Source organism: Micromonospora sp. NBC_00858 (genome assembly GCF_045207365.1).
Taxonomy (GTDB): domain Bacteria; phylum Actinomycetota; class Actinomycetes; order Mycobacteriales; family Micromonosporaceae; genus Micromonospora.
This window is the reverse complement of sequence record NZ_CP108828.1, coordinates 6,509,984-6,525,875: the sequence shown is the minus strand read 5'-3', so window position 1 is coordinate 6,525,875 and position 15,892 is coordinate 6,509,984. Positions and strand designations below refer to the sequence as shown.

Sequence of the window (15,892 nt, the reverse complement as noted above, 5' to 3'; positions counted from 1 at the left end):
GTCATCCCTTTCGCTCCAGGCCGGGCAGGACGGTGAAGCGCGCGCCCGAGGCCGGTCCGATCCGCCGTCGTTCCTCGGCCCCGGCCCAGCGCTCGACGCTGCGCCCCAGCGACGTCACCGCCAGCTCGTCCAGGGACACCCGATTCGAATCGACCCGGCCACTGTCGTCGATCTCGTTGGTGCCGATCTCCCGCAGCAGGATCGCCCCGCGTTCGGTGCCGGACGGGCGGCGGGTCTCCAGGATCTTGAAGCTGGTACCGGGCAGGAAGACCACCCGGTCGGTAACTCTCTCCTCGTTCTCCGGCTCCAGCAGCCCCGTACGCCGACCGGTCATCGACCAGATCAGCACGTCGGTGTCGCCCTCCTGGTCGGAACACGGCCCGCTCAGTGCGTTGACGAAGCTCCAGGCGGTCACCAACCGGCGGTTGGCGTAGAGCTCCCATTCCGGCTCGCCGGGCGACATCCGGTAGACGGTCGTGCCCCGGATCGACGGCAGCCGGGACAGGCCGGAGACCGCGCACCGGGCAAGCGGCACGTGCGGGCCGTTCTTGCCCGACCGCAGCCCCGCGTCGACGCCCTCGCCACGGCGGGAGAGATAGAGCCGGACGGCCACCGAGTCGGCGAGCACGTCGTCCGCAGCCAGCGACCCACCCTGCAATCCAGGGTGTTCGGACATGATCCGCATCACGGAGCTGGCCATGGCGTCGAACTCCCGGCTCAGGGTTCGGCGTAGCCAACCCCGTTCCTCGTCCAACGCACGCTTGGGTAGCAGGGCGCTCGCCCCGGACGTGGGCACGGGCTGGATCCGTACCGACTTCTCGCCCCTGGCCCCGTCGGCGGTCTGGGACCGGGCGGCCGGTGGCGGCACGCTGGCCGGTGGCGGCAGTGGGGCCTCGGTGACAGCCTGGCGGTCAACTGGTCTGGCCGGTGCCTCCACCCCTGGGCTGAGAACGGACATGTCGGGCAACGAATGTGCCTGCGTCGGCTCGGCCACCGAAATCCGGACCGGTTCCGGGATATCGACCTGAACCCGCGCCGGCTCCGGGGGCGCGGGCGCGTCGGCGACCGTGAACGCCGCCGTGGCCGACTCCTTCACGACCGTGAACGGCGCCGTGGCCGACTCCACTGGCGGCTCGACCGGTTCCGGCACCCTGGCCCGGCCCTGGAACCGCGCGACATCCGGCGTCGCCTCGGCCGGGCGGGTCTGCGGGAACGCCTGGCTGGCCACGTCCCGAGCCCGTTCCTCGGGCCGGCCCGCCGGGACCGGGTACAGAGCGGCGATCTCGCCGATCACCATCGACTCCATCATCCGCGCCACCGGCGGTTCGTGGGCCGAGACATTCGGCGGACCGGACGGGACGGCGGCCGGCTCGATGTCCACCGAGGCCTGTGCCCGGCCCGGACGGGCCGTCCCGGGGAGGAAGGCGGAGGCCTGGAACAGACCACCGATGCCGGCGCGCTGGTCGAGCCGCGCATTCAGGTCCCGGGCCAGCTCCCGCATTCGGTCGGCCCGCGTGTCCACCGTGTCATCGAAGATGAGCGTGTTGCTCTCGGGATCGAGCACGGCGGCTCGGACCCGCTCGGCGTTCACCGGTTCCTCGGCCGAACGCACCCAGAGGCCCGCCTGAACGACCTCAATGACCGCGTCCGGTGCGTACCAGTACACCCGCGGGGCGATCTCCTCCGTCCAGCCCAGCGGCGCCCGGTGGCTCAGCACCACCGGGCGGCGGGCCTTCGAGTTCGGGTGCGCCCGCGGTAGATAGCCGAGTTCCAGGGCGAACGGGGCCCACCCCAGCGCACCGTCCTGGCGTACGGTGCGGATCTCGTACCTGTGCGGGCTGCCCACCGGCACGCCGGTGTAGCAGACGATGCCGGTTTCGAGCAGGTCGGCGAGGGCTTGGCCGAACGGCTCGTCCTCGGGCATCCGGATGTCGCCGTACTGGACGAAGCGAGTACGGGCGCGACTGTCCGGGTCCAGGTCACGCCAGAACCGGACCACATCGTCCAGCGACAGCGGCTCGGTGCCCGGGCAGCCGAGCAGGACGGTCATCGTCTCCGGCTGGCAGGGCACCTCGGCGACCAGCCGCCTGCGGTGCGCGCCGATCGTCTCCGGATCGCGGACGTCGTGGATCCAGACGCCGCTCGGCAGCGGCTCGACCTCACCGGTCGAGCTGGACGCCCGTCGTTCGGTGGCGGCTTTGTCCCACCGCGGCGCAGGATAGCGCTTGGCGTCCCAGGTCGGCGGCTTGCCGGGACGGAAGCGCACCCAACCGCTGCCCGTGGTCGAGTGCACGAACAGGGTGCCCGCAGAGCCGCGAACGAGATCGCCGTCGGGCGCGATGACGGTCCTCTTCAGCCGTTCCGACAACCACTGCCCAGCCATCGCGGCGGCATTGCGGTGCTGACCGCAGGCGACCAGGCGAATCCCGCGACGGCGACGGGGCAACACCCCCACCATCGACTCCCACGAACCAATCCGCAGGCCCGTACCGAGGTCGAGTACGACCACGTCGTTCTTGGTGTCCTCGATGACGGAGAGCGCCAGCGACTGCGCCTCCGCGCTGATCTCGTCCTCGATGTGTAGTACGAGCGCGTTACCCACGGTGTGCTGGGCGACCCCGTCGGACCCACCTCTGCCACCGCGCAGCATGCCCCTGATGCCGTATGACATGACCTGCCTACCCTCCTGCCAGGCCCGTGACGGCCGCTCTGCTCAGCGCGGGTCCCTGTGGCAGCGCCGCCAGCAGACTCTTCGGGAACGGCGTGGGACGGACCTTGTCGAGCTTGAGGGCGGCGACCGTCTGCGTGTCCGCCAGCGTGAACGCGGTGCCCCGGTCGGAGATGAACGAGACCTGCGGCACGGTCTGCGACTCCTGCGGCAGCGCGACGACGGCCATGCCGGCACCCGGCTTGGTGAGCACGGATGTCCGGCCCACGCTGTCCACTCCCGACTGTGCACGGGGCACGAACGCCACCGCGCTGGCGAACGCGTTGGCCGAGACCGGCTGCTGGCGTAGGCACAACACGGCGTCACCCACGTCCAGATGACGCAGGCCGGTCAGATCTGGCAGCCGGGAGGTCAGGGACCGGTCGGCGGACTTCGGGGCCTCGACCACGCCCGCCGCTTCCAACTCGACCGGCACCCCCTTGTCCCTGGCGTCAGCGAGGAGGAACTCCGTCCGGTCCAACGGTGCCAGCCCGTCCTTGCGCAGCACGAACAACTGCTCGTCGCCGCTGCCTGGGCGCTGGCGGAAGAGCGTGCCGACCGGGTGCGCCGCGCCGCCGATCGGCGGGCCGGGGTCACCCGCACCGTCGATCTTCGCGGGCGCGAGGACCTCGCCGTCCGGCAGCCAGTCGAGCCACGTCTGGGGTGCCGGTACCAGACGGACGTTGGCCGCGCCCAGCGCCACCAGGACCACGTCGTCGTCGATCCGGTACTTCCTGCCGTGGGCCAGCAGGTACGGCGTTCCCATGCTGGTCGACACCACGCTGAACCGATCGGCCGGCAGCGGCGTAGCCGTGGTGCCAGGGTCGAGGGTGACGCCCAGCGAGGTACCCGGTTCGTCGATCACCGAGCCGGGCAGACAGACCAGCCACGGTCCGTGCACCAGCGACTCGGGCGACACCGCCTGTGGCGCATGGGCGATGCCGAGCGCCGGGCCACGGGGGACGTCCCTCAGCGAGTTGCGAGAAATCAGCTTGACCTTGGCTGCCGTGCCCTGGATCAGCATGGCTGAGGTCAGATCTGGGGTCGGATGCAACACTCCGTTCAGATAGACGTACCTGTTCCCGGTCTCTTTCTCCACCAGGATGACCCCGGCCCGCTGAAACGCCTTGCTGCCCCCGGGGACGATCCAGCCGTACACCGCGAATCCGCCCGCGGCCAGAACGGCCAGGATGATGCCGACGATCAGGCCGGTCTGGGCCCGGCGGCCGGGAATCTCGGCGCTCGTCGGATCGCCCTGCACCAGGGCGGAGCTGAGCCGACCCATCATGAACTGATGGGCATGGACATGATCCCGTTGGGTCTGCACCGCCGCCTACCCGAACAGTCCACGGGCCCAGGCGTAGAGCCCGACGACCTGCGCCAGCACCGGCAGTACGGCCACCGCGGTCGCCACGTCGAAGAACGTCGCCGAGTACTCCCAGAACGGCAGCAGCCGCTGCGGCCACGGACGCAACGCGGCGAGCACCAACGGCACCAGCAGCGCCAACAGGCCGCCGAGGAGGGCGTACCGCCAGGCCGATGGCAGCATGTCAGAAAGCTTCATGACCACCATGAGGTAGCCGACAGTACCGGCGACCGTCAGGCTGACCCGCTGCCAGATTCCGAAGAAGGTACGGGCGCGCAACAGGATTGCACTGGCGAGCACGAACACAAGCGTCCAACCTGCCCAGCCCGGCACCCTCATGGTGAACCAAAAGAGCACCGGGACTAGGACCGCGGCGGAGAGCATGACCACGGTGAGGTACGTATCGGCATCATTGGCCTGCCCCTTCACCTCGTCGGCTAGCGCTGGTTCGATGTCGTACGACATGTCCTCGCCCGTCTTGGGCAGCTGTGGACCGCGCAGCCGCGAAAGCTTGACCACGCCCCGGGGCGCGGCCACGACCAGCGCGAACACGACGCTGACCGCCACCGCAGAGGTCTGCTCGGCGGTCAGACCCGAGCCAACCTGCAGCAGCAGGACGCCGAGCACCATGAGGGCGGTCACGCCAAGCACCAGGAACGGCGCGAACGGCATCCGGGGGATCACCGTCCGCTGCGCCAGCAGCAGCACCGCCACCACGCAGACAACGGCGACCGAGCCGAACAACACGGCTGGTCCGGTGAGCGCGACCCCCTCCGGATCGCCGTCCACCGCACTGGACCAGGCCACCGCCGCGAACGCCGCCGATCCAAGGCCGAAGAGCAGCGCGAACGCGCCGTCGGTCAGACGCCGTGCCGAGACCAGGGCGACGGCCAGAAAACTGGTGGCGAGGACGGCCGCAGCAATCACTCGCGGTGCCACCGGACCGCGGTCGACCAGGACAGCGGCGATCGTCCCCATGCCGACGACCGAGAGGATCAGGAACAGGATCCGGCGGTACTCGGGCTGCCAGCGGTCGTTGCGGCGGTTGACCACCGTGGCGACGCCCTCGGCGAGGTCGTCGAAGTCCAGCTCGGGCAGCGGGTCCTCGGCCACCCGCAGATACAGTTCCTCACCCTCTAGCCACTCGAGGCTCTCCGGAGTACCGGTCAGCTCGAACGGTGACTGGCCCAGCCGCTGCAGCACCCAGGCACCCTCCGGAATGTCGCCGCCGGGCGACCGCCCGCCCGCCGTGGTGTGGCGCAGCAACACCGGCAGCAGCTGCGCCACCGGAGTCGTCGACGGGACTGCCAGATCCACCCTCCGGTCCGGCCCGATCACGGTGATGCGGCACAGTGCCCCGTTCAGCGCGGTACTCACGAGCCTGTCCCTCTTCTCAAGCTGGCGTTCCTCGGTCGGATCCGTTCGCGACGAAGCCGGTCTGCATCAGCCGCACCCCACGACGGGTGACGAGCTGGGCACGGCCCGGCGGCAGTCGGCGCGGTGCCGCCTCGCCGAGGAACCGGCCCTCCTCCTTCGGGTACGACAGCAGCGTCGCCGGCGTACCGAGTTCCCACATTCGGCGGATGACCGGGTCCATCATGGCCCGCATCGCGCCCGAGGTGCTGCGTGCGACGATCACGTGCAGCCCGATGTAGGTGCCCTGGGCGAGCAGCGGCAGCAGCGGCTCCAGCGTCGAGCCGCCGCCGACGCCCTTAGTCATCAGGTCGTAGTCGTCCACGATCACGAAGAGCTCCGGGCCTTCCCACCAGTCGCGTCGGCGCATCCGCTCGGAGGAGATCTCCGCGCCGGGCACCCGCCGGTTCATCGACACCGCGGTCTGACCCGCGAGCTCGAACATCCGGTCGCCGGTGAACGCCGAGCCGACCTGGTATGCGGCGGGGATGGCGACGTCCAGGTCCCGCCGGCTGTCGCCGAGGACGACCTTCGCCTGCGCCGGGGTGTACCGGCGGGCGATGGCCCGCAGCACCAGCCGCAGCACGTTGGACTTGCCCGTCTCGTTGTCGCCGAAGACCAGCAGGTGCGGGGTGGTCATGAAGTCGTGCCAGACCGGCGCGAGCCGCTGCTCGTCCTGGCCCAGGCAGACCTTGAACTCCGGCTCCGGCGCGGGAAGCTGATCGACCGGCAGGTAGGCGGGGAGCATCCGGACCGCCGGTGCGGCCGGGCCGGGCCAGAACGTCCTGATCTCCTCGGTGACAGACTTGGTCGCCTCGGCCAGGTCGTCGGTTTGCGCGTCGCCGTCCATCCGGGGCAGCGCGCCCAAAAAGTGCAGGCCCTCGCTGGTCAGGCCCCTGCCGGGCTGGTTCGGCACGGTGGCCGCCTTGCGGGAGCCGACGTCGGACTCCATCGAGTCGCCGAGGCGCAGCTCCAGCCGGGTGCCCATCAGGTCGCGCAGCCAGGTCCGCAGCTCCGACCACCGGGTCGCCGAGACAATGACGTGCACGCCGAAGGACAGGCCCCGGGAGGCGATCTCCTGGAACTTCGTGTCCAGGTCCTGGAAGTCCTGCTTCATCGTGTACCAGCCGTCGACCACCAGGAAGACGTGGCCGAACGGGTCGTCGATCTCTCCCCGGGCGCGGGCCGCCAGGTAGGCGTTCATCGAGTCCAGGCCGCGGTTGGCGAACTCGCTCTCCCGGCGCTCCATCACCTGCCGGATCTCCTCGATGGTCCGCACCACCCGGTCGCGCTCCATCCGCGTCGCGATCGAGCCGACGTGCGGCAGGCCGGCGATCGACGCGAGACCGCCGCCGCCGAAGTCGAGGCCGTAGAACTGCACCTCCTCCGGCGTGTTCGTCAGGGCCAGGCCGAGGATCAGGGAGCGCAGCAGGGTCGACTTGCCGCTCTGCGGCGCGCCCGCGATGCCGACGTGCCCCTCCGCGCCGCCGAGGTCCACGACGAGCAGCTCACGCAGCTGTTCGGCGGGCCGGTCCACGACGCCGACCGGCACCCGTAGGCGCCCCTGGGCGGCCCGGTCGTCGACGGTCATGCCCCGCCTCGGGTCCGGGAACACGCTGGGCAGCAGCGAGTCGAGCGTCGGCGGGGCGGACAGCGGCGGCAGCCAGACCTGGCGGGCCGGGGGGCCGGATCCGGCCAGCCGGTCCAGCAGCACCTCGACCAGGCTCGGCCCGGTGGCGTCCGCCGGCCGCAGCTCGGGCTCGCGCGGGGTGTTGGCCGGGCGCGCCCGGCCCGGGTCGTAGCGCGCCGCGACCTGCCCGGTGGTGAACGGCACGACCTCCCGGGCGATCACCGACTCGTCGCCCTCGCTGCCGCCGCCGACCACGCCGGAGCCGGTGTACGGCCCCGAGACGTACGCGGACTTGAACCGCACCAGGTTCGTCGTGTCCACCTTGAGGTAGCCGTTGCCCGGCTCCGACGGCAGCTCGTACGCCTTGGCGACGCCGATGACCGACCGCGACTCCATCGAGGAGAAGGTGCGCAGCGCCAGCCGGTACGACAGGTGCCCCTCGACGCGATTGATCCGGCCCTCGTCGAGGCGCTGGGAGGCGAGCAGCAGGTGCACGCCGAGGCTGCGGCCCAGTCGCCCGATCGACACGAACAGCTCCATGAACTCGCTCTTGCTGGAGAGCAGCTCGCTGAACTCGTCGACGACGATAAGCAGCACCGGGAACGGCACGAGCTGGGCACCGGCCGCGCGCGCCTTCTCGTAGTCGAACAGCGACGCGTACCCGCTGGCGCGCAGCCGCTCCTGGCGTCGGGTCATCTCGCCGTTGAGCGCGTCCTGCATCCGGTCGACCAGCGGCAGCTCGTCGGCCAGGTTCGTGATGACCGCCGAGGTGTGCGGCAGCTTCTCCATGCCCAGGAACGTGGCGCCGCCCTTGAAGTCGACCAGCACCAGGTTGAGGATCTCGGAGGAGTGCGTGGCGGCCAGCGCCGTCACCAGCGTGCGCAGCAGCTCGCTCTTGCCGGAGCCGGTGGCCCCGATGAGCAGCCCGTGCGGGCCCATGCCGCCCTGCGCCGACTCCTTGAGGTCCAGCTCGATGACCTCACCGTCCTCGGTGACACCGATCGGGACGACGAGCCGGTTGCGTTGCGGGGCCCGGCTGCGGTGTAGCGCCGCCACGTCGAACGTGTGAGCGTCACGGATGCCGAGCAGTGTGGTGAGCTCGAAGCTGTTCTCCAGGGGCTCGTCAACGACGTCGAAGGTGCCGCTGGTCCGCTTCGGCGCGATGATCCGGGCCAGCGCCGTCGCCTGGACGTCGGTGAGCCGGTCGCGCACCGCCGAGCCGACCGTGTCGCCGGCCGGGAACTTCACCACGTCGTCCTCGACGGTCAGCCGCAGGACCCTCGGGCCGCCCGGCATCGCACCGGTAAGGTCCAGCAGCACGACGTTGCGCATCCCCGCGCCGAGCAGCCGCGAGCTGTCCGGCAGGTCCACCAGGTGGGCGATGACGACGACCAGCGGCTCGGTGGAGGACGGCACGGCGGTCCGGTCGTGGTCGCCGCGGTCGCAGACGTCGGGGCCGAGCAGCTCCATCAACTCGTCGTGCGTGCTGGCGAAGAGGCGTACCGGCCCGGCCGCGTCGACCGCCGTCGGGTGGGCGTTGTGCGGCAACCACTTGATCCACTCCCACGGGCCGCGGTGCACCTCCGCGGCGATCACGGCGACGCGCAGCTCGTCGGGGGCGTGGAAGGTGACGAGCTGCGCGACCATCGCCCGGACCAGGTCGATCGCGGGATCGGCCGGCCCCTCGAACTCGACGCTGGTGAAGCTCCGCAGCCCCACGGACGTCGGAATGCCGGAAACCGTGCGGTACGCCTCGGAGAAGCGGCGCAACGAGATCGACGACAGCGGCTCCAGATCCTCGATCGGCTTCGTCGTCGGCGGCGTGAAGCGCAGCAGCGCGTTCTGCCGGCCAAGCCCGATCCGGATTCGGCCGAAGTCCTCGTGGGTGGGCCGGCGCTCCCACAGGCGGCTGTTCATCGCCATCGACCAGAGCCACTCCGGTTGCGGGTTGTTCCAGAGCACGAACTGCCGCTGCTCGTCCGCGGCCCGGCGGGCCTGTTTGCGCAGCTGGGCGATGTAGCGCAGGAAGTCGCGGCGTTCTCCGCGCATCTTGCGCTTGCGGTCCGACGCCGCCTTGCCGATCTGCATGACCCCCATGAGCAGCATGCCGGCGGCCATCGCACCGCCCATGACGTACATGATCGGTGCCCGGCTGTAGAGCCCATACATGGCCATCATGGCGCCCATGCCGAGGCCCATCGGCACCATCATCGCGAACGACCGGAAGTCGAGCGGCGCCTCCTCCGCCATGAGCGGCGGCTCCTGGAGCTCGACCTCGCCCTCGGGGGCCGGGGGGCCGTCGGCGCGGGGCGGTCGCTTGACGGTGACGGTGCTCATCCGAGCACGCCCGTGTCGGCGCCTCCGCCGGCCCAGACGGACTCCTCCTGACGGAGCAACTTCACCGCGTACCGGTCGTTACGCCGACGCTCGGCCGCCTTCTCCTCGTCCTCCTCCTCGTCCCGGGACGCCGGCTGGCGGTGATGCGACGGGTGGCGGGCGGCCTCGCGCTCCTCGGTCTCCTTCTCGACCTCCGCCTCCCGCTGCATCTGGCGCTTCAGCGCCCACATCCGCTCGTACCTTCCCTGGATGTCGACGACCACGCCGCTGCAGACCGGGACGATGTCGCTGTCCGCGACCCGGCCGGTGCCCGCCGTCGGTCGCCACACCCGCCGGGCCGGTGCCGCCTGCTCCGGGTTCTCAGGCATCGGTCAGTGTCCCTTTCTGGTCAGGCGTTCCGCCCTCGTCCATCAGCCACCAGGAATCGGCGGCGTCGTCCCAGCCGGCCGGGTCCTCGTCGTCGTCGCCGGGCCGGACCACCGGGACGCGGTCGTCGTCGAGCGGCACCTCGGCACCGGCGGGGCCGGCGCCCCAGGCCGCGGCCTCCTTCTGCAGCAGCTCGGCCGACTTCGGCCGCTCTGGTTCCGGGCGTTCCTTGGCGTCGCCGGTCGACGGGCGACCGGGCACGGCCCCGGCCGGCACGGGCGGTGGCGTTCCGTCCGGGCCGATCCCGGGCACGGAGACGCCGAGCAGGGAACCGACGACGGCGGCCGCCGGCCGTGCCGGCTCGTCGGCCGGGCGGGCACTTGTGGGTGCGATCGGCGGACCGGGTATGGCGGCTACGCGATCGGTGTCCTCGGGGGCGGCCTCGGCAGTGGTTGTCGGCTCCACGGCTGCCACCTCCGGCCCGGTCGTCGTGTCCGCCACCTCGACACCGGCCGGCGCGCCCGCCCTCTTCCGGCGGTCGGCACGCTCGGTCGGTCCGGTCAGCGGCGGCAGCACGACCTGCGGTATGGGCAGGGGCTGGTGCGGCACGGCGGCGGGCGTCTCCACCCCACCGGGCACCCAGTCCGATGATTCCGGCGAGACCGGTGCGACCGGCGTCCCGGGGGGCGGTGACACGTCCAGCCCGACGCCACCGGCCTGCACCCCGCGCGGCGCGTCCGGGTTACCGCTGCCGACCGGGCCCGACACCCAGTCGTCGGCGTCCCCGCTGACCAGTCCCCCGGCATCCGGGGAATCCGGGGCCTGCGCGTTGCCGCCGGCCGGAGCGCCGTTGCCCACACCGCCCGGCGGCAGGGCTGCCATGTTCGCGCCGGGAGTCGCCTGCTCGATGCCGTCGGTGGGCGACTGGACGAACTCGGACGCGGCCGGCAGGGCCGTTCCCGAGCCGTCGAGGCCCGCGCCGCCACGGGCGACACCACCGGGCGCACCCGGAATGTCGACGCCGTTCACTCCTGCGGGCTGCCAGTCAGTCGGATCACCCGAGACCAACCCGCCGGCATCGGGCAACTCCGGAACACTCGCACCCCCACCGGGCGTACTCCCACCCTGCGGCGGCATGGCGGGTGCGAACGGCATACCGCTGCCGGACCCGAGATCGTCCCGATCCGGCACGGTGCTGGGCGGCACCACACTGGACGGCAGATCGGGAACGTTCAGACCCTGGTCCGAACCGACACCGTCGAGGCCCACACCGCCAGGCGCACCCGGAATGTCGACGCCGTCCACTCCTCCGAGCTGCCAGTCACTCGGATCACCCGAGACCAACCCACTGGCATCCGGCAACCCCGGAGTACTCGCGCCCCCACCGGGCGAATTCACACCCTGCGGCATACCGGCAGGGATCGGCACACCGCTGATCGGCCCGATACCTCCCCCGGACGGCACCACAGCAGGCGGCAAATCGGGAACATTCACGCCGCCGGGGCCGGACGTAGGTGGGATCTTCGGCGCGGCAAACGTCTCGCCCTCCGGCGGGCCAGCGCCCGAAGGGCCGGACTCGAAATCGGGCAGGCCACCGCCGGACGGGACACTGGCCAGCGGAACGTTCGGCCCGCTACCACCGGGAATGCCGCTGGTCGGCAGAGCGTCGAGACCTCCCGGAATCTCCGGGGCGGTGGCCAGGTCCGCCGAAGGGGGCGGCGCCGCGTTGAGTTGTTGCGCGCCGAAGCCACCCGGTGAATCGGACAGACCCGTCAGGGATGGGACATCCACCGGAGCGGGCACGTCCGTCGCGGGCAGGTCCACCGGACCCGGCACGTCCATTGCGGACAGGTCCACCGGACCCGGTACGTCCATTGCGGACAGGTCCACCGGACCCGGCACGTCCGGCATGGACAGGTCCGGTGACTCGGGCATGTCCGGGGGTGTGACCTGCGAGCCCGTGTCGGTCGGCGGGGTCACCTTGCTGTACGTCATCTCGTACTGGGTCGCGAGTTCTCGGACGACTGTCAGCATGTGGTTCGTCATCGGCTTTTCCCACATGGTGCCGGTGATGGCGATGTTGCCGTCCGACCCCCGACGACTGCTGTCCGCCTTAAGCGACGCCTGCGCATAGAGCGTGTCGATGAGGTGAATGCGCTCTTGCGCCCAGGCCAGGACGTTGCCGCTGTGGTACAGCTGGTCGTGTACGGCATTGTTACCGGTCGAACCCTCCGCGCCGGCGATCCTCTCGGCCTGTGCGCCGAGCCAGTCCGTGAAGTCATCCATCTTCTTGAGGAACGCGTCCGCAGCCTCCCCTTGCCACGACTGGCCCGGGCCGGCGACCGACTGGGAGATAACACGGACGCCCCGCTGCAAGGCGACCAACACCTGATGCGCTTGGGCGAACGCCTGACCGGCGGTTATCAAGGTCTCTGGGTTGACGCGTCGTCCCGCTTCGGCGCGACCCTCACCGGTGCCGATTGCCGCGCCGCCTCTGACCGCCGCGACCAGCTTGCGCCAGCCCCCCTCTTCGTTGGCCCACTTCTCATAGTCCTGCAGATCCGAGGCGTCCACCGAGGGGGGAAGGAAAGTGGCGTTTTCTTCTGCGGGATCCGTCCACGCATCATCGGGCTCAGCAGCTGCCATTGGAATCGCCGCCCATGGGTTGACGTTTTCGGAGAGGGATGGGACTTATTACCAGAGTCCGTCGAGGACGGTCGCAGCTTCGTTCAGCCACCCGTGATCTCACCCTTGGACTGACCATGATCCTTCATGCTGTCGATCTTGCTCCAGGCACCCTCCATCACCTCACTCAACTGCTGCGTGGTCATCTTGTTGAAGTCCTCAGCGCTGTCATATTCGATGATCAACGTGTCGATATTCTGCTTGATCTGGAGAAGCGTGTCATGCACCGCCTGCAGCAACTCCATCGTCTCGCTCTGGAGCCCCCCACCCGCAGCACCCCCGACGATCTTCTGGCGCAGCAGTTCGGCCTTGGCAAACCCACCCGGCCGGATGTCAACGGCTGCCACTTTTGCCTTCGCGTCGAGGGCAATAGCCGAGTCCTTCTCGTCAACAAGCTTGCCGATTTGCCGCTTGAGATACTTGAGCGCCTCCGTACTAACCACGAGATCGTGATTCTTATTGTCGGAGCCCTCATACTTTGGCAAAACCGGCAGATCGGGATCCGACTCCCTGTCGATGTACCAATTTCCCAAACTGTCCTCGTGCGGATCGTAGTCCGTTTTTATTGCCTTGCCATAGTACCAATGCCCCTCGTTGAACTTGCCCTCCTTGTCGAGCGTGTCCTCAATCTCATTGAGCTGCCTGGTCTCCCACAATCCATCAGGATCTTGGATGCTGTTCTGATAGTAATCCCAGGCCGCCTTTTCCTCGGCGTTGAAATTACTCAGGCCGACTTGAAAGGCGGCGTTGCTCTGAAAATCACTCTCCAGCAGTCGCCTGTCGTCTTGGATTTCTTTTTGGATCTTATCGATCACCGACTCGGCCCAGCCCGGCGGATTCCCCTCTTCAATGCTGTACTTGGCGAGTAGGCTCGATTTCTCTTCGTTGCTGATGGATTCGGCCATGTGCCATTCCACTTCCGCTGATCGCGACCGTCCTGGTCTGGGGCAACTCCGAAGCTTCCGGCGCTAGCCGCACCGGGTCTCCGCCGCGGGCCGGCCACCGCGCCGTTCGACCCGGCAGCCGGCCAATCGGCACTCAGCCGCCGCGAACGTCGTTCCAGATCTGCGCGTGCCGCTGCTCGGTGCTGCCGTAGTTGTCCGAGATCTGCAGCAGCGTCGAGCGGGCCTGCTCGAGGTACATGGACATCTGGTTCGCCGACTGGTTCCAGACCTGCTTCGAGACGTGGTACTGCGACTGCGCCGCACCGGTCCACTCCTGGAGGCTGGACTCGACGCCGCGCTCCATGTCGGCGAGCGCCGTCTTGATGCGGGTGTTGATCTGGTTCATGTCGTGCAGGGTCGCGTCGGCCTGCTGGAAGTCGAATGCGTAGCTGGACATGTCACGTCCTTTCTGCGAGGTTCGGTGACGGCGCGGACGGGTCAGATGCCGGGGAGACCGGGGAGGGCGGCGGCGAACGACTGCGCCGAACCCGCGGCCTCGTCCTCGGCCTGGCCGTAGCCCGTGGTGGTCACGCCCATCACGTCGAGCATGTTGACGAGCTCGTTGATGACCCGCTGAAAGGACGCCTCCCAGCTGTCCATCGCCTGGTTGAAGCCCCGCGAGGCGGCGCCCGTCCAGGTGCTCTGCAGCGTGGCCATCTGCGAGTTCACGCTCTGCAGGTGGCCGGTGAACTCCGTCGCCCGGTCGGAGAACTCTTGCGCAGCACGCCGCATGCCCTCCTCGGTGGTTTGCACCCTTGGCATGGTCACAGCAGTAGTCCTCTCGTGCTGGCGGTCATGACTGCGACATGAGCTCGTGACGGCTCGGGGGTCGCAAAAGGAGTGTCAAGGGGCACGCACCACGGTGGCGAACCTCCGGCACCAGTGATGTCCGAAAATCAGTGATCGTTGCCTCCTTCGCCCTGCGGACGCCGGCCACCTCAGGGCGTGAGGGAAGAGCGGCTGCGCGATCGTGCCCCATTCCCCCTGCCGGGCCTTCTGTTCCCGCACCGAGCGGGCTTCACTGGGCCCCCGACGGGAAGGGCAGGAAGGGGAGCGGCATTGAGCTTCAACGATCGCATCGAGTCGCTGCTCGAGGAGTACCAGCGGCAGCGCAACAGCCTGACCGAGATGCAGCAGAAGATGCGTGAGCTCTCAGCCTCGGTGACCTCGCCGCGTCGTGAGGTCACTGTGACCGTCGGCCAGAACGGGGTCGTCACGGACATCCGGTTTCCCACCGGCGCGTACAAGCGTTTGACCCCGGCCGATCTCACCACCGTGATCTTGGAGACCTACGCCGAGGCGAAGGAGCAGGTGCTGGCGCAGGCCACGGCCATTCTGGCGCCGATGTTGCCGGACGGCGTGGATGCGGGGGCTCTGGTTCGCGGCACTGCCGGCACGGACGCCTATCTCCCCGCCGAGCCACGGATGGCGACCAGCGTCCGCGAGATCCTCGGGATGGGACGACCCGCCCAATGACCAATCCCAGCGGACGACTCTGGGTGGCCCCCGAGGGCGTGACCGGTGTCGGTGAGGTGTACGCCGAGCACGTCGCGCTCTACGACGGCTACCTCAAGCAGTTGACGGCCCTCCGCGAGCGCTACGGCAGTAGCTGGGGCGACGACGACATGGGCACCCAGTTCTCGAAGCAGTTCCTGGCCGGTTTGGACAACCTGGAGGGCCTGGTCAAGAACGTCAAGGGCACCCTCGACTACACCGCCGAAGGGCTGCAGTCGAGCGGCAAGCTGTACCGGGAGGTCGACGACGAGGCGAACGAGGCCGGCCACAAGATGGCCAACGACTTCGACGGCAACCTTGGGCAGCAACTCCACGCCGCGCGGTCGGGAGGCAGCAAGGACGCCCCGAACGGCGCAGAGGCAGTATCGCTCGGCCGGTCCGCTCCCGTGGACCCGCCCACGCACGCCCTTGTATCGGCCCCGAGGGGAGAACAGCAGGCCCACTCCGGCTCGGATATGTTGAGGTCCGCGCCCAGCGTTCATGCGGATATCTTGAGATCCGAGCCCAGCGTGCAGGGGACCGTCACCGGGGCGCCTCAGGCACCCGACGGCAGGAACAGCGCGGCCCTCGACGGCGGCAACTTCCTGCCGGTCCCGTCGCGGAAGTGGACGAAGCCCGAGTACTCCACCGCCCACGTCGACGGCACCCCGCTCACCGCTGGTTACCGGCTGCAGTCGTTCGACGCGTTCGCCGACGGCTCGGCGTGTGTCGACGTCAACCTGTACGAGTCGGTCTCACCGGTGGGTGGGTTGCCGGTGACCACCGCCGACGGCCAGCCGATCGATACGGAAGGCAGCCAACTGTTCGTGGTCAAGGAAAACCCAGACGTCGATCCCACCGAACCCGGCTACCGACCGACGCTCGTCAAATTTGGGCCCGACGGGACTTCCGTTCCGCTGGTCACAGATCTCGCCTGAGCCGTACGCCTG

General features: G+C 69.5%; 11 protein-coding genes. 2 read left to right on the top strand and 9 right to left on the bottom strand.

Translation table 11 applies throughout. The features are described 5' to 3' along the window. Nucleotide 1: 1 nt before the first annotated feature. The 9 genes from OG990_RS30455 to OG990_RS30415 all read right to left on the bottom strand — a co-directional run bounded on the left by OG990_RS30455 (nucleotide 2) and on the right by OG990_RS30415 (nucleotide 14,216). Nucleotides 2-2,671, bottom strand: a complete 2,670-nt coding sequence (locus OG990_RS30455) for a hypothetical protein (protein ID WP_406077944.1) — start codon at nucleotides 2,669-2,671, stop codon at nucleotides 2-4. Between the two features lie 7 nt (nucleotides 2,672-2,678). After that, on the bottom strand, nucleotides 2,679-4,034 hold the full coding sequence (eccB, locus tag OG990_RS30450) for a type VII secretion protein EccB (RefSeq protein ID WP_406077943.1): 1,356 nt from the start codon (nucleotides 4,032-4,034) through the stop codon (nucleotides 2,679-2,681). Between the two features lie 6 nt (nucleotides 4,035-4,040). Then, nucleotides 4,041-5,450: a type VII secretion integral membrane protein EccD gene (gene eccD / locus OG990_RS30445; RefSeq protein ID WP_406077942.1), complete on the bottom strand. Its 1,410-nt coding sequence runs from the start codon at nucleotides 5,448-5,450 to the stop codon at nucleotides 4,041-4,043. A 16-nt stretch (nucleotides 5,451-5,466) separates the two neighbouring features. After that, nucleotides 5,467-9,453 carry a type VII secretion protein EccCa gene (eccCa, locus tag OG990_RS30440; RefSeq protein ID WP_406077941.1) on the bottom strand — a complete coding sequence of 1,329 codons (3,987 nt, stop codon included), beginning with the start codon at nucleotides 9,451-9,453 and terminating at the stop codon, nucleotides 5,467-5,469. Then, nucleotides 9,450-9,821: a hypothetical protein gene (locus OG990_RS30435; protein ID WP_406077940.1), complete on the bottom strand. Its 372-nt coding sequence runs from the start codon at nucleotides 9,819-9,821 to the stop codon at nucleotides 9,450-9,452. The genes eccCa and OG990_RS30435 overlap by 4 nt, the downstream gene beginning before the upstream one ends. Beyond that, the gene (locus OG990_RS30430; RefSeq protein ID WP_406077939.1) at nucleotides 9,814-12,393 is read right to left on the bottom strand and encodes a hypothetical protein; all 2,580 of its coding nucleotides are present in this window, start codon (nucleotides 12,391-12,393) and stop codon (nucleotides 9,814-9,816) included. The genes OG990_RS30435 and OG990_RS30430 overlap by 8 nt, the downstream gene beginning before the upstream one ends. Nucleotides 12,394-12,548: 155 nt before the next feature. After that, on the bottom strand, nucleotides 12,549-13,409 hold the full coding sequence (locus tag OG990_RS30425; RefSeq protein WP_406077938.1) for a hypothetical protein: 861 nt from the start codon (nucleotides 13,407-13,409) through the stop codon (nucleotides 12,549-12,551). 133 nt (nucleotides 13,410-13,542) lie between these two features. Next, a complete protein-coding gene (locus OG990_RS30420; RefSeq protein ID WP_406077937.1) occupies nucleotides 13,543-13,845 on the bottom strand; it encodes a WXG100 family type VII secretion target in 303 nt (100 codons plus the stop codon). A 41-nt stretch (nucleotides 13,846-13,886) separates the two neighbouring features. Further along, on the bottom strand, nucleotides 13,887-14,216 hold the full coding sequence (locus OG990_RS30415; RefSeq protein WP_406077936.1) for a WXG100 family type VII secretion target: 330 nt from the start codon (nucleotides 14,214-14,216) through the stop codon (nucleotides 13,887-13,889). Between the two features lie 291 nt (nucleotides 14,217-14,507). On the opposite strand from OG990_RS30415, the gene OG990_RS30410 reads away from it, so the two are divergent. Next, entirely contained in the window at nucleotides 14,508-14,924 is a 417-nt protein-coding gene (locus tag OG990_RS30410) for a YbaB/EbfC family nucleoid-associated protein (protein ID WP_406077935.1), read from the top strand. A gap of 56 nt (nucleotides 14,925-14,980) precedes the next feature. Continuing rightward, nucleotides 14,981-15,880 (top strand): hypothetical protein, encoded by a 900-nt coding sequence (locus tag OG990_RS30405; RefSeq protein ID WP_406077934.1) that lies wholly within the window; start codon nucleotides 14,981-14,983, stop codon nucleotides 15,878-15,880. Nucleotides 15,881-15,892 lie beyond the last annotated feature (12 nt).

Excerpts from the sequence above, each read along its gene's own strand:
- OG990_RS30455 (WP_406077944.1), bottom strand. The coding sequence starts at position 2,671 with ATGTCATACGGCATCAGGGGCATGCTGCGCGGTGGCAGAGGTGGGTCC.
- eccCa (WP_406077941.1), bottom strand. The coding sequence starts at position 9,453 with ATGAGCACCGTCACCGTCAAGCGACCGCCCCGCGCCGACGGCCCCCCG.
- OG990_RS30435 (WP_406077940.1), bottom strand. The coding sequence starts at position 9,821 with ATGCCTGAGAACCCGGAGCAGGCGGCACCGGCCCGGCGGGTGTGGCGA.
- OG990_RS30425 (WP_406077938.1), bottom strand. The coding sequence starts at position 13,409 with ATGGCCGAATCCATCAGCAACGAAGAGAAATCGAGCCTACTCGCCAAG.
- OG990_RS30420 (WP_406077937.1), bottom strand. The coding sequence starts at position 13,845 with ATGTCCAGCTACGCATTCGACTTCCAGCAGGCCGACGCGACCCTGCAC.